This window comes from Rhodococcus coprophilus NBRC 100603 (assembly GCF_001895045.1).
GTDB classification, from domain to species: Bacteria; Actinomycetota; Actinomycetes; order Mycobacteriales; family Mycobacteriaceae; genus Rhodococcus; species Rhodococcus coprophilus.
This window is the reverse complement of record NZ_BDAM01000003.1, coordinates 200,020-223,898: the sequence shown is the minus strand read 5'-3', so window position 1 is coordinate 223,898 and position 23,879 is coordinate 200,020. Positions and strand designations below refer to the sequence as shown.

The following is a 23,879-nucleotide window of genomic DNA, read 5'->3' as shown; positions in this document are numbered from 1 at the left end:
CATTCGTATCCATTTCGACGCGCGTCGCACAAGTGACAGCGCGGCCACGTTCCTTTATTCGATAGGTGGGGACAGCACTGTGACCATTACCGATCCCGATCCCGTCAAGAGCCCGAAACTCGACGAGTCGCTCAAGGGTCTCGACTACCACGCGCTCAACGCCATGCTGAACCTGTACGGCCCGAACGGAGAGATCCAGTTCGACAAGGATGTCGCCGCGGCACGCCAGTACTTCCTTCAGCACGTCAACCAGAACACCGTCTTCTTCCACAACCTCGACGAGAAGCTCGACTACCTCGTCGAGGAGAACTACTACGAGCCCGAGGTGCTCGAAAAGTACTCGCGGCCGTTCGTCAAGACGTTGTTCCAGCACGCGTACGCGCAGAAGTTCCGCTTCCCGACCTTCCTGGGCGCGTTCAAGTACTACACGTCGTACACCCTCAAGACCTTCGACGGAAAGCGCTACCTCGAGCGCTTCGAAGATCGCGTGTGCATGGTGGCGCTGACGCTCGCCGACGGCGACGAGATCCTCGCGAAGCACCTCGTCGACGAAATCATCTCCGGGCGCTTCCAGCCGGCCACCCCGACGTTCCTCAATTCCGGCAAGAAGCAGCGCGGCGAACCGGTCTCCTGCTTCCTGCTCCGCATCGAGGACAACATGGAGTCGATCGGCCGCGCGATCAACTCGGCACTGCAGCTGTCCAAGCGCGGTGGCGGAGTTGCCCTGCTGCTGACCAACATTCGTGAGCACGGCGCGCCGATCAAGAAGATCGAGAACCAGTCCTCCGGCGTCATCCCCATCATGAAGCTGCTCGAGGACTCCTTCTCCTACGCCAACCAGCTCGGCGCCCGGCAGGGTGCGGGTGCGGTGTACCTGCACGCCCACCACCCCGACATCTACCGATTCCTCGACACCAAGCGTGAGAACGCCGACGAGAAGATCCGCATCAAGACGCTCTCGCTGGGCGTCGTGATCCCGGACATCACCTTCGAGCTGGCGAAGCGGAACGAGGACATGTACCTCTTCTCGCCGTACGACGTCGAGCGCATCTACGGCAAGCCGTTCGCCGACATCGACGTCACCGAGAAGTACTACGAGATGGTCGACGACAGCCGGATCCGCAAGTCGAAGATCAAGGCGCGCGAGTTCTTCCAGACGGTCGCCGAGCTGCAGTTCGAGTCCGGCTACCCGTACGTCATGTTCGAGGACACGGTCAACCGCGCGAACCCGATCGCCGGCAAGATCACCCATTCGAACCTGTGCTCGGAGATCCTGCAGGTGTCCACGGCGTCGACCTACAACGACGACCTGTCCTACAGCCATGTCGGCAAGGACATCTCCTGCAACCTCGGCTCGCTCAACATTGCCAAGGCCATGGATTCGCCGGACTTCGCGCGCACCATCGAGGTCGCGATCCGTGGGCTGACCGCGGTCTCCGACCAGACGCACATCGATTCGGTTCCGTCGATCGAACAGGGAAACAACGATTCCCACGCGATCGGCCTCGGGCAGATGAACCTGCACGGCTATCTCGCCCGCGAGCGGATCTTCTACGGCTCCGACGAGGGCATCGACTTCACGAACATCTACTTCTACACGGTGCTGTTCCACGCGCTGCGTGCGTCGAACAAGCTCGCCATCGAGCGGGGCTCGTACTTCAAGGGCTTCCCGGAGTCGAAGTACGCGTCGGGCGAGTTCTTCGACAAGTACACCGACCAGGCGTGGGAGCCGGCGACCGAGCGGGTTCGGCAGCTGTTCACCGACTCGAACGTGGCGATCCCCACGCAGGACGACTGGCGCGAGCTGAAGGCGTCGGTGCAACAGCACGGCATCTACAACCAGAACCTCCAGGCGGTTCCGCCGACCGGCTCGATCTCGTACATCAACAACTCCACGAGTTCGATCCACCCCGTCGCCTCGAAGATCGAGATCCGCAAGGAGGGCAAGATCGGGCGCGTGTACTACCCGGCTCCCTACCTGACCAACGACAACCTGGAGTACTTCCAGGACGCGTACGAAATCGGGTACGAGAAGATCGTCGACACCTACGCCGCGGCGACGCAGCACGTCGATCAGGGTCTGTCGCTCACCTTGTTCTTCAAGGACACCGCGACCACCCGCGACGTGAACAAGGCGCAGATCTACGCGTGGCGCAAGGGCATCAAGACGCTGTACTACATCCGCCTGCGGCAGATGGCGCTGGAAGGCACCGAGGTCGAGGGTTGCGTCTCCTGCATGCTGTGATCCGACTTCCCCGACACCCGTTGCACACGAACACCGATCAGGTAGGTAACCGATGACCTCAGCACCGCACGCGCACTCGCCGGCGGACGGCCTGCGCGTCAAGCTCATCGATCGCGTCTCCGCGATCAACTGGAACCGCGTCCCCGACGAGAAGGACGCCGAGGTGTGGGATCGCCTCACCGGCAACTTCTGGCTTCCGGAGAAGGTGCCGGTGTCCAACGACATCCCGTCGTGGGGAACCCTCAACGCCTACGAGCAGCAGCTCACGATGCGGGTCTTCACGGGCCTGACCCTGCTCGACACCATTCAGGGCACCGTCGGCGCGGTCTCGCTGATTCCCGACGCGGTGACCCCGCACGAAGAAGCGGTCCTCACCAACATCGCGTTCATGGAGTCGGTGCACGCGAAGTCGTACTCGAACATCTTCTCGACGCTGTGCTCGACGCGTGAGATCGACGACGCGTTCCGTTGGTCCGAGGAGAACGTGAACCTTCAGCGCAAGGCGCAGATCGTCCTCGACTACTACAAGGGCGACAACCCGCTCAAGCGCAAGGCCGCCTCGACACTGCTCGAGTCGTTCCTCTTCTACTCCGGCTTCTACCTGCCGATGTACTGGTCGTCGCGGGCCAAGCTGACCAACACGGCCGACATGATCCGCCTCATCATCCGCGACGAGGCCGTACACGGCTACTACATCGGGTACAAGTACCAGAAGGGCCTCGAGAAGATCACCCAGGCCGAGCGCGACGAGCTCAAGGACTGGGTCTTCGAACTGCTCTTCGAGCTCTACGACAACGAAACGCAGTACACCGCAGACCTGTACGACGAGGCGGGGCTGACGGAAGACGTCAAGAAGTTCCTGCGGTACAACGCCAACAAGGCACTGATGAACCTCGGCTACGAGGCGTTGTTCCCCAAGGACGAGACCGACGTGAACCCTGCGATCCTGTCGGCGCTCTCGCCGAACGCCGACGAGAACCACGACTTCTTCTCGGGTTCGGGTAGCTCCTACGTCATCGGCAAGGCCGTCGTCACCGAAGACGAAGACTGGGACTTCTGAGAAACAGGGACTTCTGACCGGAGCCCCTCACAGTTCGGCCGGCGGCCGGATGCCGCGCGCACCGTGCGCGGCATCCGGCCGCTCGCACCACATCAGGGGCGTCGGAACCATGCCTCCGGCCCGCCTTCGAGAGCCTTGGCCAGCCGTAGCCGGGAGGTATCGGTGAGCGGCTCGGGGAGTGCGTCGGGGGAGAACCACCCGACCTCGAGATTCTCGTCGTCGGCGACCCGCGCGCTGCCGCCGACCGCGCGCATGAGAAACGACACATCGAGGTACTGCGCTTCGTCGCCGTTCGGGTAGACGATCGGCGCGGTGACGTCGACACTCGTCAGCCGGACGATCTCGGCGTCGACACCCGTCTCTTCGCGGACTTCGCGGAGTGCGGCGGCCGCGGGCTCCTCGCCGGGTTCGAGGATGCCCGAGACGACGGCCCATCTGCCGTTGTCGGCGCGACGGGTCAGCAGCACCCGGTGGTCGTCGTCGACGACGACGGCGCTCACTCCCGGTAGCCACAAGGGCGCAGTGCCGACGTGGGCCCGGAGCCGGACAACGAAATCGGGAACAGGCATCGCGTCTTTCCTTATTATCCGGAGTATCCGTTGAGGCCCACTTCGAGATCCTCGAGGATCGCGCGTGCTGCGACGGGACCCGGGGTCGACCACACCTCGTCGGACACGGAGAACAACCGGTTGTCGGTGACCGCACCGAGGTCGAGCCACGGATCGGTTCGCATGATCGCGGTGCCGCGCTCGAGTCCGTCCTCGCCGGCGAACCGGACGAAGATCACGTCACCGTCCGCTGCCGCCGGATCGTCCGCGTCGAGGGGTTCGACGACGCGTGAATCGACGACCCCGAATCGTTGCGCCGGCGGGCGGGCGGCACCGAGGTCGCCGAGCACCTGGCCGGCGAAAGACGCGCTGCCTTCGATCTCCCCGCCGTCGGCGGTGAACCGCACCACCGATGCCTGCGTCTGGGACGAGACGAGTTCGCGTCCGAGTTCGGCGGCCTCCTCGGAGTACGCGTCCAGCACCGCCTGTGCAGCGACGGTCCGTCCCAGCGCTTCGCCGACGCGGAGGAACTGTGTGCGCCAGAACACGGGGTCGGAACCGACCAGGACGGTCGGTGCCACGGCGGAGACGGATGAATAGAGAGCCTCGTCCGCCGCCGACCCCAGGATGAGATCGGGGCGGGCCTGCTCGACGGCAGCGATGTCGGGCGACCCCTGCGGCCCGACGGACGGCAACTCCGCGATCCCGGTACCGAGATACTCAGGCCGTCCGTCGGCGTCGACGGTCGCGCCCACGACACGCTCCCACAGGCCCAGCGCGCACACGGCGTCGAGCGCCGCCTCGTCGAGCACGATGATGCGCTGCGGGTCGGCGGGTACCTCGGACATCCCGGCGGCGTGGAGGATGCCGCGCGTGCCGGCCGGTGCGATGCCGGGATCGAGGGGGGAGGGCAGAGCGCACGCGGTGGCGGTATCGCGGTCGATACCGACGACGGATGCCCCGGCGATCCGGGTGGTCGTGCGCACGATCGTCGATGCGTCGTCGTCGGCGGGCGCGGAGCATCCGGCCAGTACGGTCGCCGTCACGGCAGCGATCGCGAGGGATGCGACAGCTGCTCTGGACCGGTGCACTGCTAACACTTCAGACCACTCCTGACGGGACGGGCGCGAACCAGGGGACGGCTCAGGCTATCTCGTGTGCAAGGCGCCGCCGACAGTGTCCCGCAACCTCGTTGGGAAGCGTCGATGTGATCCGTGGCACAGGATCGGTGGTCGGTCCGGCGCGCGATGCCAGGTAGCGTTGCCGTCGAATACGACAGCGAGTAGGACCCGGCGGGCGACCGGTTTGCGGAGGGTCTACGATTCGATGAGCGCAAGCCAGAGAACGTTCGCCTCCAGCCCGAGGTCGAGCGCGCATTCAGGAGGATTAGTGACTGCCGTAGCGCCCCAGCCAGTCCCAGAGTTAGCTGTAGCGAGGCCGTATCCGCCGCGGCAGGGACCCAAGGGTTCGTTCATCTACAAGATGATCACGACAACAGACCCCAAGGTGCTGGGGCTTATGTACCTGGTGACCTCGTTCGCGTTCTTCCTCATCGGTGGCCTCATGGCCCTGCTGATGCGTACAGAGCTCGCGGTTCCCGGGTTGCAGTTCCTGTCGAACGAACAGTTCAACCAGCTGTTCACCATGCACGGCACGATCATGCTGCTGATGTATGCGACGCCCGTCGTGTTCGGATTCGCGAACTACATTCTGCCGCTCCAGATCGGTGCGCCCGACGTGGCGTTCCCGCGTCTGAACTCGTTCAGCTACTGGCTGTACCTGTTCGGCGCAACGATCGTGATGCTCGGCTTCGTCACCCCCGGTGGTGCCGCCGACTTCGGCTGGACGGCCTACACCCCGCTCACCAGTGAGCTGCATTCCCCGGGTGTCGGCGCGGACTTCTGGATCCTCGGTCTCGGCGTGATGGGCCTGGGCACCATCCTCGGTGCCGTCAACTTCATCACCACCGTGGTGTGCATGCGCGCTCCCGGCATGACGATGTTCCGGATGCCCATCTTCACGTGGAACATCCTGATCACCTGCCTGCTGATCCTGCTCGTGTTCCCGCTGCTGACCGCCGCATTCTTCGGGCTGTTCGTCGACCGTCACCTCGGTGGCCACATCTACGACCCGGCCACGGGCGGTGTGCTCCTCTGGCAGCACCTGTTCTGGTTCTTCGGCCACCCCGAGGTGTACGTCATCGCGCTGCCGTTCTTCGGCATCGTCTCGGAGATCTTCCCGGTCTTCAGCCGCAAGCCGATCTTCGGCTACACCGGCCTCGTCTACGCGACGATCGCCATCGCGGCCCTCTCGATCGCCGTGTGGGCTCACCACATGTACGCGACCGGCGCCGTGCTGCTGCCGTACTTCTCCTTCATGACGTTCCTGATCGCCGTTCCGACTGGTGTGAAGTTCTTCAACTGGATAGGCACGCTGTGGAAGGGGCAATTGACCTTCGAGACACCGATGTTGTTCTCGGTCGGCTTCATCATCACGTTCCTCTTCGGTGGCCTGACCGGTGTCATCCTCGCGAGCCCGCCGCTCGACTTCCACCTGCACGACTCGTACTTCGTCGTGGCGCACTTCCACTACGTGCTCTTCGGCACCATCGTGTTCGCGACGTACGCCGGCATCTACTTCTGGTTCCCGAAGATGACGGGTCGCATGCTCGACGAGCGTCTCGGCAAGTGGCACTTCTGGCTGACCTTCGTCGGCTTCCACCTCACCTTCCTGGTGCAGCACTGGCTCGGTAACGAGGGCATGCCGCGTCGCTACGCCGACTACCTGCCGTCGGACGGGTTCACCACCCTCAACACGATCTCGACCGTCGGTGCGTTCGTGCTCGGTGCCTCGACCCTGCCGTTCCTGTGGAACGTCTTCAAGAGCTACCGCTACGGCCAGATGGTCACGGTCGACGATCCGTGGGGTTACGGCAACTCCCTCGAGTGGGCCACCAGCTGCCCGCCGCCGCGGCACAACTTCACCGAGCTGCCGCGCATCCGGTCCGAGCGCCCGGCGTTCGAGCTGCACTACCCGCACATGGTCGACAAGATGCGCGCCGAGGCGCACGTCGGACCGGGTAGCCACAAGCACAGCGTGAACGTGCTCGAGGGTGCGGATCGCACCCCCGGCGACGTCCCGCGCTCCTGACCGACCGCTCTACGCACGAAGCCCCGCCCGTCTCCACGGGCGGGGCTTCGGCCGTTCCGGGGCACGTACCCCGGCGCGGACGCGACCGCTCCGACTGAGACAATGGATCCAGCACGTGCCGCGTCCGCACGTGCCTCGACGACAATGATCGGAGACGTTGTGGCGTCTGACAGCACGGTGCTCGTGACCGTGACCGGACCGGATCATCCCGGCGTGACCTCGGCGCTGTTCGCGGTGCTCACGAGGTTCGACGTCGACCTGCTCGACGTCGAACAGGTCGTGATCCGTGGGCAGTTGACGCTCGGGGTTCTTGTGGTGTGCCCCCGCGATGTCGAAGCGTTGCAGGACGCGGCCGAGTCGGCCATGGCCGCGATCGGAATGCGCGCCGCAGTGCAGATCGGCGTGGCTCCGAGCTCCGGCCATGCGGTGTCCACTCACGCCGTGGTGGTGCTGGGCAGCCCGTTGAGCGCCCGCGCGATGCGGTCGGTGGGCCGCACCCTCGCGGCCCAGGGCGCCAACATCGATTCCATCCGCGGAATCGCGGACTACCCCGTCACCGGTCTGGAATTGATGGTCACCGCCTCCGACACCGATTCGGACACCGACCGCCGTCTGCGTAAGGCTCTCGCGGAACTCGCCGCGGGTATCGACGTGGACATCGCCGTAGAGCGTGCGGGGCTGGCCCGCCGGGCGAAGCGCCTGATCGTCTTCGATGTCGACTCCACTCTGGTGCAGGGCGAGGTCATCGAGATGCTCGCCGCGCACGCCGGTGTCGAGGACAAGGTCCGCGAGGTCACCGAGGCCGCGATGCGCGGCGAGATCGACTTCGCGCAGTCGCTGGAGCAACGCGTCGCCACGCTCGCCGGACTTCCGGCCTCGGTTATCGACGAGGTGGCCGACCAGATCGAACTCACGCCCGGTGCGCGCACCACCATCCGCACCCTGCGGCGCCTCGGCTTCCGCTGCGGCGTCGTCTCGGGCGGTTTCCGTCAGGTCATCGAAGGTCTCGCCCACGACCTCGAACTCGACTTCGTCCGCGCGAACACCCTGGAGATCGTCGACGGCAAGCTCACCGGCCGCGTCGTCGGACAGATCGTCGACCGCGCCGCCAAGGCGCATGCGCTCCGCGAATTCGCCGACGAGGCAGGGGTGCCCATCGAGCAGACCGTTGCGGTCGGTGACGGCGCCAACGACATCGACATGCTCGGCGCTGCCGGACTGGGTATCGCGTTCAACGCCAAGCCGGCCCTGCGCGAGGTCGCCGACACCGCGTTGTCGTACCCCTACCTCGACGCGGTGCTCTTCGTCCTGGGCGTCACGCGCGACGAGGTGGAAGCCGCCGATCGAGTCGACGGAACGCTGCGACGGGTGCCGCTCGATCGTGGAGCCTGACCCGCACCCGGTCTTCGCCGACCCCGGGTTCGCGCAGCGACATGCCGTGCTGGCCCGGGGCTACGGGCACCGGCCCGACCCGGACGACCCGGCGGCGGTGCTCGCGATGCCGATCGTCCTGCACATCCCGAAATCCGATCCGCCCGCCCGTAGTTCGCTCCTCGAGGCCGCCGCGATCGCGACCGTCGCACTGTGCCTCGATCCGCGCGTCGGACCGGGACCGGACGGGGAACCCGGACCGTGGCAGGAGGCGTTTCGCACCTGGAACGACGCCCGGATCCGCAAGGTCAGCCGACGCGCGCGAGGTGCGCAGTGGCGCGCCGTGCAGGAGGTCGACGGAGTGACCGTCGAGCATGCCGGAGCGCAGGCGCGTGCGCTCGTGCCCGGACCGGTGGGGGAACTCGACTCGCGGGTGTCCCGATTGCAGATCGGCGGTACCGATGTGCCGCCGGACGACCCGCCGCCCCCACCCGCCGGAGTTCCGGTGTTGTGGATCAACAGTGCTCTGGCAATGACGGTCGGCAAGGCCGCCGCCCAGGTCGGGCACGCCTCGATGCTCTTCGCCGGCGCTCTGCCGCTCGACTCCGCACGGGCCTGGGCCGCCGCCGGTTATCCCTGTGCCGTCCGTGACGCCGATCCCATCCGCTGGCGCGAACTGCTCGCGCACGTCGAGCGAGGATCGGGGGTCGCGGTGAAGGACGCCGGGTTCACCGAAGTCGCTCCGGGCTCGGTCACCGTCGTCGCGATGATCGACTGAGCGACCGGCGAACCGACTCCCGGCACGTGGGTCAGGCCGCGGACGCGGGCTGGAACAACTCGACGAGATTGCCTGCGGGATCGGTGATCAGGATCTGGCGGCCCCCGGGGCCGGAGACCACCTCGCTTCGGAACGGAACATCGGCGTCGCGCAGACGGCCGATCTCGTCGTCGAGGTCGTCGACGACGAGGTGGATACGGTTACGGCCCGGATCGGCGGATTCGGCAGGGGTGGCGCGAGCACCCGAACTGGCCGGGCCGGACAGCAACAGTCGCAGCGAGCCCCGGGTCACATCGGCGAACGCGGGACCCGCGTTGGTGTGCAGGGTGAAACCGAGTCTGCCGGTGTAGAACTCGATCGCCGAGCGGACGTCGTCGACAAGGTAGCGGACGCCGACGGATTCGTTCTGTGTGGTCATCGGACACTCCTTTTCTCAGTTGGGACACTTCGGTTTCGTCCTTCCGACGCCCGGGCGGCGGAAGGCCCGGAGCGGGGAATCCGTGCGAGAGCCGGAAGAAGATGCCGGACACGGTTGTCGATGTCGGCGGCGACGGCACGGAAGGTGGGGTAGGCGTCGCTGTCTGCTGTCGCCGCGGGGTCGGGAATGCTCCAGTGGATGCACCGCGTGTCGCCGTCGAACTCGGGGCAGTTCTCACGGGCTTTGTCGCACAGGGTGACAACCGCGTCGAACCGTCGGCCGGTGACGGCCGCGAGGTGGCGGGGCGCTCGGCCAGAGATGTCGATCCCGAAGTCCTCCCGGAGTACCCGCACAGCAAGGGGATGCATCTCCGGTTTCGGATCGGTTCCGCCGCTGAATATTTCGACTCCGCGTGAACAGGTGAGGTCGCTATGTCTGCGTAGCAACGCTTCTGCGATCGGGGAGCGGGAACTGTTGCCGGTGCACACGAACAACACGGCGACGGGGCCGGCGGCACCGGACGGCGGCTGCTTCCTCGTGGGGGCGAGCGCCGGATGCAGCACGGCACCGACGTCGGCCAGCATGCGGCCACAGCGGTCGAGGTCCAGGTGGTAGTAGCTGTCGCGTCCGTCGAAGCTGCTGCGTGTGGTCGTCACGAGTCCGCCGTCGCGCAGCACCCGAAGGTGATACGACACCAGGTTCTGCGGCTCGCCGGCCAGCGTCGCCAGTTCCCGGACACGGTGGTCGCCACCGGACAGCGTCGTGAGCAGTTGCCAGCGCACCGGATGGGCTGCCAGCTGTACGAACGACGGAACGGACGCGGATGCGGCCATGCCAGAAGCGTACTCCCGATACATCAAATCGGTTTGATGTAATTTCCCCCGGCGGGCCGAACCGGACGAGCCGGGCGGGTCCGATCACCCGAGCGGGTTCGCCGTACGGAACACCAGGACCGTCGGTCCGGTCACTCGGAACTCGCTTCCCACGGGGAGGGGAGTGGCGTCGACCGGCGACCCGTCGACCGTGCCGGAATCGAACACGCACACGATGTCGTCCCGATACCACTCCGGCCCGCCCAGTGTCACGGTCGCGGCGCCGCCCGCGTGCAGGACGAACAGACCGCTGCTGTCGGGCAGCCGAAGCCCCGCGCGGGTGGTGGTACCCAGCCCCGAACCGTCGACCCACCCTTGCAGCGTGCGCCGGCTGTCGTCGTGCCAGCCCGCGTAATCCAGTTCGGTGCCCTCGATCCCGAACCACACCAGATCGGGGCGACCGTCGGTTCGCGCCCGGCCGTCGAAGAACCGACGTCGCCGCAGCACGGGCACCACGTTCCGGAGCTGGAGAAGGCCGCGCACGTACCCGAGCCGCTCGAGATCGGCGTGCTGCCAGCCCAGTGGCCACGCCTCGCGCACCGGTACATCCTCCGGGACGCAGTAGGCGTTGTTGTTGCCGTGTTGGGTGTGTCCGAGTTCGTCCCCGGCGAGCAGCATCGGAGTGCCCGTGGAGAGCAGCAGGGTCGCGAGCAGAGCGCGGACGTGCCGATCGCGGGCCGCGACGATCTCCGGGTCGTCGGTCGGGCCTTCGACACCGTGATCGACCGATTCGTTGTGGTCCGAACCGTCCCGGCCGTGCTCACCGTTTGCCTCGTTGCGTTTGTGCCGGTACGACACCAGGTCGGTCAGCGTGAATCCGTCGTGCGCGGTGATGTAGTTGACCGACATCGCGGGCTGACGACGATCGCGCCGGAACACGTCCTCCGAGCCGCTGAGCCGCGAAGCGAGCTCGCGAACATCCGAGCGTCCCGCCCAGAACCGGCGAACCGAGTCGCGGTACCGATCGTTCCACTCGGCCCACTGCACTCCGAAGCGACCGAGTTCGTAGCCGTGTCCGGAGGCATCCCACGGCTCGGCGATGAGCTTGAGGCCGGTGAGGACCGGGTCGCTGGTGATCGCGGTGAGCAAGGCGCCCCGCGGGTCGAACGGGCCACCGCGCGGACGCGCGAGCGCGCTCGCGAGATCGAACCGGAACCCGTCCACGCCCATGTCCTCCGCCCAGTACCGCAGGCTGTCGCACACCATCCGTACGGCGATGGGCGACGCGCCGTCGATCGTGTTGCCGCAACCGGTGAGGTCGATGTCGTGGCCGTGGTGATCGAGCAGGTAGTAGCCGGGTGCGTCGAGCCCGCGCCACGACAGGCTCGGTCCCGCAACCGACCATTCGCAGGTGTGGTTGTAGACCACGTCGAGAACGACTTCGAGTCCGACGCTGTGGAACGCGTGGACCATGGTCCGGAACTCGGCGATCTCCTCACCGGGCGTCGCGGCGTAAGCGGGATGCGGTGCGAAGTACGCCGCGGTCGAGTATCCCCAGTGGTTCCGCATTCCTCGCTCACGGACCGGAGGCTCGGTGAGAAACGCCTGGACAGGCAACAGCTCCACGGTCGTCACCCCGAGCTGCACCAGATGCTCGAGCACTGCCGGTTGGCAGAGGCCGAGGTAGGTGCCGCGCAGATGCTCCGGCACGTCCGGGTGACCGGCCGTGTACGAACCCACGTGCAACTCGTAGACGACCGTGTTCTCCCACGGGATCTCCGGCCGCTGCGAGGCGTTGCCGCCCGTCGACGTCACCACCGACAGCGGTGTGTGGCCGAGGGAGTCGACCGTCGACATCGCGTCGAACGGTCCACCGTCGTAGGCGAGCAGCCTGGCTCCGTCGCCGACACCACCGGTGATCTGCCGGCCCCAGGGATCGAGCAGGATCTTGTGGGGATTGGTGCGCAGGCCGTGGCGCGGGTTCCACTTGCCGTGCGCGCGATAGCCGTACCGTTGCCCGGCACCGATGCCGGGAACGATGCCGTGCCACACGCCGTAGGTGAAGTCGGGTAGGTCCACGCGCTGCTCGCGCCCGTCCTCGTCCACGAGACACACCTGGACGCGATCGCTGTGCGGCGCATGCACGGCGAATCGGGTGCCGGCCTCGACCACCGTGGCCCCGAGCGGGAACGGCGAGGGGTCGTGCAGGGCGGCGGACGAACCGGATTCCGATGAGGGTGACGACACAGCGATGATCCTGCCGCGTGTTGCGCCCGGGCGTAAGACAAGATGGAGGGCGTGGCACAACCTGATCCCGATTTGCTCATCGAATTCGAAGACGTTCTGGTGCGGCGCGGAGGCAACGTCCTCGTCGGACCCGTGACCTGGAAGGTGGAACTCGACGAACGCTGGGTGGTGCTCGGCCCCAACGGCGCAGGCAAGACGACGTTGTTGCGCATCGCGGCGGCCGAGACTTTCCCGACGTCCGGAACGGCACACGTGCTCGGCGAGACGTTCGGCCGGACCGACCTGTCCGAACTGCGGACCCGCATCGGACTGTCGTCCGCGGCCCTGGCCAATCGCGTCCCGTTCGACGAGAAGGTCGTCGATCTGGTGATCTCCGCGGGATACGGCGTGCTCGGCCGCTGGCGTGAGCGCTACGACGCGATGGACACCGACCGCGCGATCGAGATGCTCGAAAGCCTCGGCGCCGAGCACCTTGCGGACCGGTCGTACGGAACGTTGTCGGAGGGCGAGCGCAAACGTGTCCTCATCGCCCGCGCGCTCATGACCGATCCCGAACTGCTGCTGCTCGACGAACCGGCCGCAGGCCTGGACCTGGGCGGCCGGGAAGAACTCGTCGCGCGCCTCGGCGTACTGGCCGTGGACCCGGACGCGCCGGCGACCGTGCTCATCACCCACCACGTCGAGGAGATTCCGCCCGGATTCACCCACGCACTGTTGCTCAAAGAGGGCGCCGTCGTCGCGCAGGGTCTGCTCGACGACGTGATCACCGGCGAGAACCTCAGCGAGGCGTTCAGCCAGTCGATCACCCTCGACAAGGTGGACGGGCGGTTCTTCGCTCGTCGCACCTGGGAGCCGGGACGTCATCGGCGCGGATGACACGACGGCGCGTCCGGACACGGCGTGCACCACCCGATCGACTAGTTTCGGTTCATGGTTGACGATCGCTCGGTGAGCTCCTTCGATCCTGCTTCGGTTCCCGTCCGCGGTGCCTCCACGGTGATGCTGGTGCGGGACTCCGCACGCGGGGTCGAGGTGTTCCTGCAGCAACGCGTCGTCGGTATGGAATTCGCCGGCGGGATGACGGTGTTTCCCGGCGGCGGAGTCGACCCGTCCGACAGCGACGCGTCGGTGCGGTGGTCCGGTCCGGACGTCGCGTGGTGGGCCGAGCGGTTCTCCACCACCGAGGCACAGGCACGCGCCCTCGTCCTGGCCGCCGTGCGGGAAACGTTCGAGGAATGCGGTGTGCTGCTGGCCGGGCCCACGCCCGACACGGTCGTGGCGGATACGACCGTGTACGCCGGCTCGCGCCGCAAACTCGAAGCCCGCGAGTTGTCGTTCGGCGAATTCCTGGAGCGGGAAGAACTCGTCCTCCGGGCCGACCTCCTTCGCCCCTGGGCCAACTGGATCACGCCACTGGGGGAGCGGCGCCGCTACGACACCAGGTTCTTCGTCGCCGCCGCACCCGAGGGGCAGCGCGCGGACGGAGAGACCACCGAAGCAGAAGCGGTTCGGTGGCGGACCGCGGCCGAAGAACTCGAATACTGGCGGTCGGGGCGGTGCGTCCTGCTTCCCCCGACCTGGAGCCAGTTGACGGCGCTCTCGCACTACGCGACGGTCGCGGAGATCATGGCGGCGGACGTCACCGTCGAACCGATCCTGCCCGTGATGAGCAAGCGGGACGGCATGATCCACATCGCCTTCGACGGCGAGGAAGGCTACTACGCGGTCGGGTCGCATCCGTGGGCCCAGCGCGCCGACCTCTAGGCTCGACCCATGGCTGAATTCGTGACACTCGAGGTCTCCGACGGTATCGGCACCATCCGGCTCGACCGCCCGCCCATGAACGCGCTGAGCCGGCAACTCCAGGAGGAGATCCGCGAGGCAGCGAGGGAAGCGACCGTCCGGGACGACGTGAAGTCGGTGATCGTCTACGGCGGCGAGAAGGTCTTCGCCGCCGGTGCCGACATCAAGGAACTGGCCGAACTGGATTTCGTGCGGATGAGCCGGATCGTCGGCGATCTGCAATCCGCACTGGGATCGATCGCCGACATTCCGAAACCGACCGTCGCGGCGATCACGGGATACGCCCTCGGCGGTGGCCTCGAACTCGCTCTCGGTGCCGACCGACGGATCGTCGGGGACAACGTGAAGCTGGGGACGCCCGAGATCCTGCTCGGTGTGATCCCCGGGGGCGGCGGCACCCAGCGACTCGCACGTCTGGTGGGGCCCGCGAAGGCGAAGGACATCGTGTTCACCGGACGCTTCGTCGGTGCGGACGAGGCGCTGGCGATCGGCCTGGTGGACGAGGTCGTGGCACCGGACGACGTGTACGAGGCGGCCCGGCGATGGGCCGCGCAGTTCACCGGTGCGGCTTCGCGGGCGCTGGCAGCGGCGAAGGCCGCGATCGACCAGGGCCTCGACACCGACCTCGATACCGGTCTCGCTATCGAACAGCACGTGTTCGCGTCGCTGTTCGCCACGAAAGACCGCACCATCGGCATGGAGTCGTTCCGTGCGAACGGTCCCGGGAAAGCCGAATTCGTCGGCGAATAGGTCGCCCGAACCACATAATCGTCTCCGGCTTACCGATGGGTAGGATCAGCGCCATGACTGCAAGCAGGCCCGACGGGGTCGACCCCGCGCCGAACCCGCACGCCACCGCCGAACAGGTCGCGGCGGCGATGGAGGACACCAAGCTCGCCCAGGTGCTCTACCACGACTGGGAAGCGGAGACGTACGACGACAAGTGGTCGATCTCGTACGACGAACGCTGCATCGAATATGCCAAGGGGCGTTTCGTCGCCGCCGCCGGAGAGCAGAACCTCCCTTACGAGCGGGCGCTCGAATTGGGTTGTGGCACCGGGTTCTTCCTGCTCAATCTCATGCAGGGCGGGGTGGCGAAGTCCGGTTCGGTCACCGACCTGTCGCCCGGCATGGTCAAGGTTGCGCTGCGCAACGCTGAGCATCTCGGTCTCGACGTCGACGGCCGTGTCGCCGACGCCGAAACCATTCCGTACGAGGACGACACCTTCGACCTCGTCGTCGGACATGCCGTGCTGCACCATATTCCCGACGTCGAGCAGTCGTTGCGCGAAGTGTTGCGTGTGCTCAAGCCCGGTGGCCGATTCGTCTTCGCGGGTGAGCCGAGCACGGTCGGCAACTTCTACGCGCGCTGGCTCGGACGCATCACGTGGGAGGCCACGACCACCATCACCAAGCTTCCGTTCCTGAGCGACTGGCGGCGTCCGCAGACCGAACTCGACGAGTCGTCGCGCGCGGCGGCACTCGAGGCCGTCGTCGATCTGCACACCTTCGACCCCTCCGATCTCGAGAAGATCGCCCGCTCGGCGGGCGCGGTGAACGTCAAGGCATCGAGCGAGGAGTTCGCCGCCGCACTGCTCGGCTGGCCGGTCCGTACGTTCGAAGCTGCGGTGCCGCCCGAGAAGCTCGGCTGGAACTGGGCCAAGTTCGCCTTCGGTGGCTGGAAGTCGCTCAGCTGGGTCGACGAGAACGTGCTCAAGCATGTCGTCCCGCGCAGCTTCTTCTACAACGTGATGATCACCGGTGTGAAGCCGGGCAAGTAGCCGGTGTACGAGTTCACGCTCGCCGACGTCGCGTACCTGACCTCGGACGCCGGCGCGGAAGCGCTCGCCCGCGTCGGCGAGCGTGAACTGTCGACGCGTACGCGCCTGGCCGATATCGGCTGGGTGCGCACGCATTTCGGCGACCGCACATCTCTTCTCGTGGAAACGGTATTGGTGCGCCGCAAGGCCGCTGCCAAGATTTCCGGTGCGGAGCGATGGGTGCTCACCGACGACGCCGTGCAGCAGGCGACGCCCGGACCGGTCGCGGCGCACCGCGCCCGGCGACTCGTCGGCCGCGCCGTTCACGACGTCACGTGCTCGGTCGGCGCCGAACTCGCGCACCTCGTCGGGGTCGCGGAGACGGTGGTGGGCAGCGACCTCGATGCCGTCCGGCTCGCGATGGCCGCGCACAACGTGCCGCAAGCGCATCTCGTCCGCGCCGACGCCTTACGGCCCGTTACACGCAATACGACCGTCATCGCCGATCCCGCGCGCCGCGCCGGCGGTCGCAGGACGCACGACCCGGCGGCGTTGCAGCCTCCGCTGCCCGACCTTCTCGATACCTATGCCGGCCGGGATCTGGCCGTGAAGTGTGCGCCGGGCCTGGATTTCGACTCCTTGGGCTGGGACGGCGAGGTGGAGGTCGTGTCGCTGGACGGCGGGGTGAGGGAAGCGTGCCTGTATTCTCCCGGCCTGGCGCTCGGCGGAGCACGCCGACGCGCCGCTGTACTCCGTTCGGACGGAACGGGTTTCGAAGTCACCGACACCATGCCCGACGACATCCCGGAACGCGCGCCGGGTCGGTGGATCATCGATCCGGACGGTGCGATCGTGCGGGCCGGCCTGGTGCGTCACTACGCGGCCGCGCACGGGCTGTGGCAACTCGACCCGCGCATCGCGTATCTCACCGGTGACGCGCTCCCGGAGGGTGTGCGCGGATTTCGCATCCTCGAACAGTTCAAGTACACCGAGAAATCGCTCAAACAAGCGCTGTCGCGCCTCGACTGCGGGATCGCCGAGATCCTGGTGCGTGGACTCGACATCGACCCCGCCGTGTTGCGACCGCGGCTGAAACTCAAGGGTTCGCGATCGCTGAGCGTGGTGCTCACCAGGATCGGCCGCACCCCCGAGGCTTTCGTGTGCGAGGCGTCCCGCTAGCGGAACGGCGGCGGTGGAGTCGCGGCCCCGTCAGCGGAGCACGACGATGTCGCCGTCGTGCGTCGTCGTGACGAATTCCCCGTCGGGTCCCACAGCAGTGCCGATCGGGAAACCTGTTGCCTCCGTCAATGTTTCCTCGTCGATGGTCCGGCCGTCCGAGGTGTCGAACACGAGCGCGGCCGGACCGTCGCCACCGTCGATCACCGAATAACCCAGACCGTCCGCAGTCACCGCCGGTACTCCGTGCGCGGTGACGTCGGTGCGTTCCCAGACTGTCTCGGCGCCGTCGCCGGTGTCGCGCAGGGCGAGCAGCGATCCGCCTGCACCGTCCGCGGCGATCAGCAGCAGTCCGTCGGCGGTCACTGCCGGACCGGTGGCGGGAGCGTGATCGAGGCGTTGGTTCCAGCGAGCGGTGCCCGTCGCCGAATCGAGTGCCCACAGGGTCCCGTCCCCGTCGTGCACGTAGACGACCGTGCCGTCGGCGGAGAGCACCGGACTCGTCACGGCGCCGCCCGGCAGGTCGTCGGTGGACCACTCTTCGACCACGGAAGCGTTGTCGCCGCTCGTGTACCGCATGGCGACGAGCGACGCGCGATCGGCGCCGGGACGCCACAACGTCACGAAGATCCGGTCCGTGGCGAGGTCGACGGCAGGGTTGGTCGCGACAGGGCAATCGGGCGATCCGCCGAAGCACGCGGCCAAGCCGTGGTCACTGGCGGGTCGCGGGACGTTCTGGCCGTCGTCGACAGCGGGAATCGGTACGAGATCGAACAGCGGTGCGACGAGTTGGCCGGTCTGCGGGTTGATGATGTTGACCTGGCCGAAATGCGTGACGACCACCAGCTTTCCGTCGGACGCGAACTGGGCACTGCGCGGTGTGCCGCTCACCGGGATCCGCCAGCGCCGCTGCCCATGGTCGTTGAACGAGAACATGCCGCCGTCCTCGCCGACGTAGATGTTCGCGTTGCCGTCCGACACAGGGGTGACGGTCGTCGCTCCCGGAGCGAGTCGCGTGCACCAGCGCTTGCGTCCGTTGCCGATCTGGAAGGAGAAGAGGTTGCACCCCGCCTCCGTCGATGCGGTGACTGCGATCTGACCGTTGGCCGCCACCCCGGCGGGCGATCCCACCTGGCCGCCCAGTGGCCGCGCCCAGGCGGGGGAGATGTCGTCGAGTCCTCCGGCGGTCGCGGTACTGCTGTTCCGGGAGTCCGAGTAGCGGGCCGGCCAGCCTCCTTCGGAGAGCACGTCGGTGGTGCCACCCCCGCCTGCGCACCCGCTCAGTGCGACCGCTGCCGTCGATGCCAGCACTGCGGCCCGCAGGACACCCCGCATCACCCAACTCCTCCCGGGACGAACGTTTCGAGCCGTCAGCGTATCGGGCCGGGGGTTGCACCCCGCGCGGGAGGCGGACCGTAGGCTGCCCCCTATGACGAGCATGTGGGGCGCACCGCTGCGCACGAGGTGGCGCGGTTCCCGTCGCCGGGATCAGGACCAGGCACGATTCCTGACACTGTCATCTCTGCGATGGGTGCTGGCAAACAAGGCGTACACGCCGTGGTACCTGGTCCGGTACTACCGCCTGGCGAAGTTCAAGCTGGCGAATCCGCACGTCGTGCTGCGCGGGATGGTGTTTCTGGGGAAGAACGTCGAGATCCACGCGACGCCCGAACTGGCGCGTCTCGAGATCGGCAAGTGGGTGCACATCGGCGACGGCAACGCGATCCGCTGCCACGAGGGGTCGCTGCGCATCGGCGACAAGGTGGTGTTCGGCAAGGACAACGTCGTCAACACCTACCTGGACATCGAGATCGGCGCGTCGACGCTGGTCGCCGACTGGTGCTACATCTGCGATTTCGACCACCGCACCGAGGACATCACCTATCCGATCAAGGATCAGGGCATCATCAAGGGTCCGGTGCGGATCGGTCCGGACACCTGGATCGCCGCGAAGGTGACGGTGCTGCGCAACACGAAGGTGGGCCGCGGTTGCGTGCTCGGCGCGCACGCGGTGGTCAAGGGCGAAATCCCCGACTTCAGCATTGCGGTCGGCTCACCCGCGAAGGTCGTGAAGAATCGCAAGGTGTCGTGGGAGACTGCCGCCGCCGAGCGTGCCGCACGGGCCGAAGCACTCGCGGACATCGCCCGGAAGAAGGCGGGAGAACGACCGGTCGACGCACAACCGGGCGTCTGACGACGGATCGCACGAAGAATCGGTAAGGGGAGGGGCTCGACCGTGGACTTCGAGGAATACGGACGATACGACGCCGTGGGGCTCGCAGAACTGGTGGCGAGCGGGCAGACAACGCCGCACGAACTGCTCGAGACTGCGATCGGCAGGCTCGACGCCGTCGAGCCGATTCTCAATACGGTGGTGTGCCGGCTCGACCGTGAGGCTCGCGTGCGGGCCGGCCACCGGCTCGAGGGTTTGTTCGCGGGTGTGCCCTTCCTCGTCAAGGACCTGGGGCAGGACATCGCCGGTATCCCTACGGGAAGCGGTTCCCGGGCGCTCGCCCATGTGCCCGCCGAGCGGAATTCGGTGGTCGTCGACCGCTGGCTCGACGCCGGCCTCGTCGTCTTCGGGAAGACCAACACCCCCGAATTCGGGCTCAAGGGCATCACGGAACCGGAAGCCAACGGTCCCACGCGGAACCCATGGAATCCGGCGTCGACTCCCGGAGGTTCGTCCGGTGGTTCCGCGGCCGCCGTCGCGGCGGGAGTGGTGCCCGCTGCGGGTGCGAGCGACGGCGGCGGCTCGATCCGGATCCCGGCCGCATGCTGCGGTCTCGTCGGTCTCAAGCCCGGACGCGGAGTCGTGCCGACCGGCCCGCTCGGCAGCGAACCGCTGCACGGGGCTGCGACGAACGGGGCGATCACGCGGAGCATCCGTGACTCCGCGGCTCTCCTGGACGTCATGGCCGGTGCCTATGCGGCGGCGCCCTTCCTGAGTGCGGCTCCGCCGCAGTCGTATTCGGCTGCAGCACGCGTCGCGCCCCGGCGACTGCGCATCGGTTACGCGACCGAGTCTCCCCTCGGTACCGGAGTCGACCCCGAGGCGATCGCTGCGGTGGACGCGACGGTCGCCCTGCTGGACGAACTCGGCCATCACGTCGAGCCTGCGACGACCGGTGTCGACGAGCGGCAACTCGCTTCGGACTTCCTCACGATGTGGTTCGCGTCGCTGGCAACGGAAGTCGACGAGGTGAAGCAACGCACGGGGTCGGGTCCGGACGGATTCGAATTCGACACCCGCATCCTCGCCGAACTGGGCCGGACCGTGCCCGCGCCGCAGTATCTCGCCGCGCTGGATCGCTGGGGCGAACACACCGCCCGGCTCGCCGCCTTCCATGACCGCTACGACCTGCTGCTCACCCCGACCCTGGCATACCCGCCCGCGAGAATCGGGGAACTGGCCACGCCGCGCTGGATGAGCACCCTCGGGAACGTGCTCATCGCGACGCGCATGGGCAAGGTGGCCCGCTGGACCGGTCTGGTGGACCGGATGATCGACGAAAACCTCAGCCGCACCCCGTACACCCAGTTGGCGAACATCACCGGTCGTCCGGCGATCTCACTTCCGTTGCACTGGACGGCGGACGGCATGCCGCTCGGTGTCCAGTTCGTCGCCCCGCTCGGCGGCGAGGGTCTCCTGCTGGCACTCGGCGGCGAACTGGAACAGGCCCGTCCGTGGTTCGATCGGCGGCCGGCACTCGCCGTCGGCTGAGTCAGTCCCGGTCGGGAAGCGGTCGCTGCGGAATCACCGGTCGCCCGAGCGGATGCCGCACCCGTCGCTTGGCCCCGGAGTAGACCTGGACGGTCTCCTCGGCGACCTGCCCCCAGTCGAAGTCGTCGGTGAGCCGGGCACGGGCCGCGCGGGCGCGTTCCTGTGCGGCAGCCGGGTCGTCGAGCGTCTCGCGCACCGCCGAGGTGAGTGCCGCGACGTCGCCAGGCGGAAACGACAAGCCCGTCGACCCGTGGACGACGGCCTCACCGAGCCCACCGGCCGTGGAGGCGACCAATGGTGTTCCCGCAGCGGCAGCTTCGAGCGCGATGATGCCGAACGGTTCGTACCGGCTCGGCAGCACGATGGCGTCGGCGGTGTGCAGCCACCCGAGCAGTTCGGTGTGGTCGAGGTTGCCGACGAAACTCACCGACCGTGCGACGCGATGGACACGGGCCTGTTCGCGCAGCCAGTCGGACTGGGTTCCTTCACCGGCGACGACGAGCGTGGTGCCAGGGTGGAAGCGCCGGATCCTGGGCAGTGCGGCGATCGCGTCCTGTACGCCCTTCTCGTACTCGAGTCGCCCCACGTACAGGAGGCGGGGCGGTCCGGACCGCGGCGCGCGCTCGCGATACGACCACGTCGTGATGTCGATGCCGTTGCGGATCACCGAGATCTGCGGCAGATCGGGACCGTACAGCGCGGTCACCTCGTCGTACATCGACGCGGAACACGTGATGAGGGCGTCGGATTCGTTGGCGAGCCACCACTCGACCGAGTGCACCTGGCGGTTGATCCTGCCCGACAGCCATCCGCTGTGGCGTCCCGCTTCGGTGGCGTGCAGGGTCGAGACGAGGGGCACGTCGAAGTGTTCGGCCAGGGCGATGGCCGGATGCGCGACGAGCCAGTCGTGCGCGTGCACGACATCGGGTTGCCAGCCGTCGCCGATGCCGCCGCGGCCCAGGGCGACGCCGGCCCGCACCATGGCGTGCCCCATCGCCAGGGTCCACGCGAGCATGTCCTCGCCGAAGACGAAATGCGGTGCGTCCTCGGCGACTGCGACGACCAGCACGCCCTCGGCGATGTGACTGATCGTGGGGTGCGTCGTGGCGTCGGTCCCGGTGGGACGGCGCGACAGCACCACGACTTCGTGTCCCGCGGCGGCGAGTTCGGTGGCGAGATGGTGAACGTGCCGGCCGAGCCCACCGACGACGACGGGCGGGTACTCCCACGACACGATCAGAATCCTCATGACTTGCCTCCGTGGCGACCGGGCAGGCGTCGCGCGTCGAGCCCGGGGAAAAGGTTGTCGGCTCGGTTCCAGCCGTCGGCCAACCGTACTGCTGCCGAGTCCCGGCCGGAAGCCACCGCGTCGGCGATCTCCCGCAGCGCGTGCGCGTGGGTGTGCGCACGATCGCGGGCGTACGCGGCCGCGGTGTCCTTGCTGACCATGAACGCCCAGTCGCTCGAGACGGTCAGCAGTGCTTCGCGCAACATCTGGTCGTGCACCCGGTTGCGCAGGACGGGTGCTCCGAGCGCTCGTCCGCCGTGCGCTTTGTCGAGGGTGTCCAGCGTGGTCCGGACCACCTCGTCGTTCAACCGGACGAGATCGGAGACCTGATCACCCGCCCACACGCGCCAGTCCTTGCCCGATCCCCAGGACGAGTCCGCGAGATCGACCGGGCCACCGACATATCCACGGTCGCGCGCGTCGGTGAGAGTGCCCACCTCGATTCCTGCTTCGGGCAATGCTCGCAGAAGTCGCTCGAGGAACAGCGGACCTTCGAACCACCAGTGCCCGAACAGTTCGGTGTCGAATGCTGCGACGACGAGCGCGTCTCGCCCGATGCGTGCGGACTCGCTGCGGAGGCGGCGCCGGATGGTCTCGACGAAGTCGGACACGTGGCGGTCGACGGCGAGCGAGGCGAGTTCGGGGTCGTAGGGCGCCTTGTCCTCCGATGGCACCGCGCGACCGGTCACCCGCGAGGGTTTGAGGCCGGTGTCGTGACAGTAGGTGTGGAAGTCGCGGTAGGCGGAGTGCCCGGGATATCCGGACTTCGGCGACCACACCCGGTACGACACCTGCAGGTCACGTCCGAAACACACGACGTCCGAGTCGAGTACGGTCCGGCCGAGGCTGGTGTCGCCGTGCAGAGCAGGACCGTCGACCATGAAGTGTTCGACACCTGCTGCGGCATAACCTGTTTCCATTCCCGGTGTGAAACCGCACTCGGGACCCCAGATGCCGCGGGGACGGTGCTGCCACCGGGTCTGTGCGTCGTGCAGACCCTCGGTGAGGGAGAACTCGCGCATCCGGGGGTCGAGCAACGGCTGGAAGGGGTGCGCGAGAGGACCGCCGAGCAGCTCGATCGCGTCCGCATCGACCAGTTCGCGCAGGACCGGCGAACCGCCGTGGCGCCAGCGGGTTTCGAACATCTCCAGCGCCGCACCCGCTGCACGGTGCTCCCGTGCCCCGAGCGCCCGGTAGGACTCCTCGGCCATGCCGGCCGCCTCGTGTGCACGCAGTTGCCAGTTGCCGAGCCAGTGGTGCATGCCCGCGAGGCAGTGCGGGTCGTCGAGCTGGGCTGCCAGGACGGGCGTGATCCCCAGGGTGACCATGCGGGTGTGTCCTTCGCGGGCAAGCCGCCGGAGGACATCGGTGACCGGGAGATATGTTGCGGCCCAGGACTGGTAGAGCCATTCCTCGCCGACCGGCCATCTGCCGTGATTGGCGAGCCACGGCAGATGGGAGTGCAGGACGAGGGAGAACATGCCCGGCTCTGCGGCGGA

20 protein-coding genes are annotated in these 23,879 nt (G+C 67.4%); 12 read left to right on the top strand and 8 right to left on the bottom strand.

Annotated features, from left to right (window positions below):
• The first annotated feature begins 163 nt into the window (after positions 1-163).
• Both nrdE and nrdF read left to right on the top strand, forming a co-directional pair.
• Positions 164-2,245: a class 1b ribonucleoside-diphosphate reductase subunit alpha gene (nrdE, locus tag RDCOP1_RS06855; protein WP_231923091.1), complete on the top strand. Its 2,082-nt coding sequence runs from the start codon at positions 164-166 to the stop codon at positions 2,243-2,245.
• A gap of 52 nt (positions 2,246-2,297) precedes the next feature.
• Complete coding sequence (gene nrdF, locus RDCOP1_RS06850) at positions 2,298-3,305, top strand: class 1b ribonucleoside-diphosphate reductase subunit beta (protein WP_072699355.1); 1,008 nt, start codon at positions 2,298-2,300, stop codon at positions 3,303-3,305.
• A gap of 92 nt (positions 3,306-3,397) precedes the next feature.
• Here nrdF and RDCOP1_RS06845 read toward each other — a convergent pair whose 3' ends face one another.
• Both RDCOP1_RS06845 and RDCOP1_RS06840 read right to left on the bottom strand, forming a co-directional pair.
• Complete coding sequence (locus RDCOP1_RS06845) at positions 3,398-3,874, bottom strand: NUDIX hydrolase (protein WP_072699354.1); 477 nt, start codon at positions 3,872-3,874, stop codon at positions 3,398-3,400.
• A gap of 14 nt (positions 3,875-3,888) precedes the next feature.
• A complete protein-coding gene (locus RDCOP1_RS06840; protein WP_072699353.1) occupies positions 3,889-4,953 on the bottom strand; it encodes an ABC transporter substrate-binding protein in 1,065 nt (354 codons plus the stop codon).
• 289 nt (positions 4,954-5,242) lie between these two features.
• Between RDCOP1_RS06840 and ctaD the strand changes: the two genes are divergently transcribed.
• From ctaD to RDCOP1_RS06825, 3 genes are all read left to right on the top strand, one after another.
• Positions 5,243-7,003 carry an aa3-type cytochrome oxidase subunit I gene (ctaD, locus tag RDCOP1_RS06835; protein WP_072699352.1) on the top strand — a complete coding sequence of 587 codons (1,761 nt, stop codon included), beginning with the start codon at positions 5,243-5,245 and terminating at the stop codon, positions 7,001-7,003.
• A 159-nt stretch (positions 7,004-7,162) separates the two neighbouring features.
• A complete protein-coding gene (gene serB / locus RDCOP1_RS06830; RefSeq protein WP_072699653.1) occupies positions 7,163-8,395 on the top strand; it encodes a phosphoserine phosphatase SerB in 1,233 nt (410 codons plus the stop codon).
• Positions 8,385-9,152 carry a peptidyl-tRNA hydrolase gene (locus tag RDCOP1_RS06825; RefSeq protein WP_231922917.1) on the top strand — a complete coding sequence of 256 codons (768 nt, stop codon included), beginning with the start codon at positions 8,385-8,387 and terminating at the stop codon, positions 9,150-9,152. The genes serB and RDCOP1_RS06825 overlap by 11 nt, the downstream gene beginning before the upstream one ends.
• 31 nt (positions 9,153-9,183) lie before the next feature.
• Here RDCOP1_RS06825 and RDCOP1_RS06820 read toward each other — a convergent pair whose 3' ends face one another.
• The 3 genes from RDCOP1_RS06820 to glgX all read right to left on the bottom strand — a co-directional run bounded on the left by RDCOP1_RS06820 (position 9,184) and on the right by glgX (position 12,629).
• Entirely contained in the window at positions 9,184-9,570 is a 387-nt protein-coding gene (locus RDCOP1_RS06820) for a VOC family protein (protein WP_072699351.1), read from the bottom strand.
• On the bottom strand, positions 9,567-10,403 hold the full coding sequence (locus RDCOP1_RS06815) for an arsenate reductase/protein-tyrosine-phosphatase family protein (protein ID WP_072699350.1): 837 nt from the start codon (positions 10,401-10,403) through the stop codon (positions 9,567-9,569). The genes RDCOP1_RS06820 and RDCOP1_RS06815 overlap by 4 nt, the downstream gene beginning before the upstream one ends.
• An 84-nt stretch (positions 10,404-10,487) precedes the next feature.
• Entirely contained in the window at positions 10,488-12,629 is a 2,142-nt protein-coding gene (gene glgX, locus RDCOP1_RS06810) for a glycogen debranching protein GlgX (protein ID WP_072699349.1), read from the bottom strand.
• 42 nt (positions 12,630-12,671) lie between these two features.
• Between glgX and RDCOP1_RS06805 the strand changes: the two genes are divergently transcribed.
• From RDCOP1_RS06805 to RDCOP1_RS06785, 5 genes are read left to right on the top strand one after another with little or no spacing between them, the layout of a single operon-like run.
• Positions 12,672-13,505, top strand: a complete 834-nt coding sequence (locus RDCOP1_RS06805; RefSeq protein WP_072699348.1) for an ABC transporter ATP-binding protein — start codon at positions 12,672-12,674, stop codon at positions 13,503-13,505.
• Positions 13,506-13,559: 54 nt separating this feature from the next.
• Complete coding sequence (locus tag RDCOP1_RS06800; protein WP_072699347.1) at positions 13,560-14,393, top strand: NUDIX hydrolase; 834 nt, start codon at positions 13,560-13,562, stop codon at positions 14,391-14,393.
• Positions 14,394-14,402: 9 nt separating this feature from the next.
• On the top strand, positions 14,403-15,182 hold the full coding sequence (locus RDCOP1_RS06795; protein ID WP_072699346.1) for an enoyl-CoA hydratase-related protein: 780 nt from the start codon (positions 14,403-14,405) through the stop codon (positions 15,180-15,182).
• Positions 15,183-15,235: 53 nt separating this feature from the next.
• Entirely contained in the window at positions 15,236-16,213 is a 978-nt protein-coding gene (locus tag RDCOP1_RS06790; protein ID WP_072699345.1) for a class I SAM-dependent methyltransferase, read from the top strand.
• 3 nt (positions 16,214-16,216) lie between these two features.
• Positions 16,217-17,371 (top strand): THUMP-like domain-containing protein, encoded by a 1,155-nt coding sequence (locus RDCOP1_RS06785; protein ID WP_072699344.1) that lies wholly within the window; start codon positions 16,217-16,219, stop codon positions 17,369-17,371.
• A 30-nt stretch (positions 17,372-17,401) separates the two neighbouring features.
• On the opposite strand, the gene RDCOP1_RS06780 is transcribed toward RDCOP1_RS06785, so the two are convergent.
• Positions 17,402-18,703 carry an outer membrane protein assembly factor BamB gene (locus tag RDCOP1_RS06780; protein ID WP_072699343.1) on the bottom strand — a complete coding sequence of 434 codons (1,302 nt, stop codon included), beginning with the start codon at positions 18,701-18,703 and terminating at the stop codon, positions 17,402-17,404.
• A gap of 94 nt (positions 18,704-18,797) precedes the next feature.
• Between RDCOP1_RS06780 and RDCOP1_RS06775 the strand changes: the two genes are divergently transcribed.
• Both RDCOP1_RS06775 and RDCOP1_RS06770 read left to right on the top strand, forming a co-directional pair.
• A complete protein-coding gene (locus tag RDCOP1_RS06775) occupies positions 18,798-19,562 on the top strand; it encodes an acyltransferase (protein WP_072699342.1) in 765 nt (254 codons plus the stop codon).
• A 42-nt stretch (positions 19,563-19,604) separates the two neighbouring features.
• Entirely contained in the window at positions 19,605-21,092 is a 1,488-nt protein-coding gene (locus RDCOP1_RS06770) for an amidase (protein ID WP_072699341.1), read from the top strand.
• Between the two features lies 1 nt (position 21,093).
• Here RDCOP1_RS06770 and RDCOP1_RS06765 read toward each other — a convergent pair whose 3' ends face one another.
• Together RDCOP1_RS06765 and RDCOP1_RS06760 are read right to left on the bottom strand one after the other, a co-directional pair.
• Positions 21,094-22,341 carry a glycosyltransferase family 4 protein gene (locus RDCOP1_RS06765; protein ID WP_072699340.1) on the bottom strand — a complete coding sequence of 416 codons (1,248 nt, stop codon included), beginning with the start codon at positions 22,339-22,341 and terminating at the stop codon, positions 21,094-21,096.
• The gene (locus tag RDCOP1_RS06760) at positions 22,338-23,861 is read right to left on the bottom strand and encodes a 1,4-alpha-glucan branching protein domain-containing protein (RefSeq protein WP_072699652.1); all 1,524 of its coding nucleotides are present in this window, start codon (positions 23,859-23,861) and stop codon (positions 22,338-22,340) included. The genes RDCOP1_RS06765 and RDCOP1_RS06760 overlap by 4 nt, the downstream gene beginning before the upstream one ends.
• Positions 23,862-23,879: the final 18 nt, after the last annotated feature.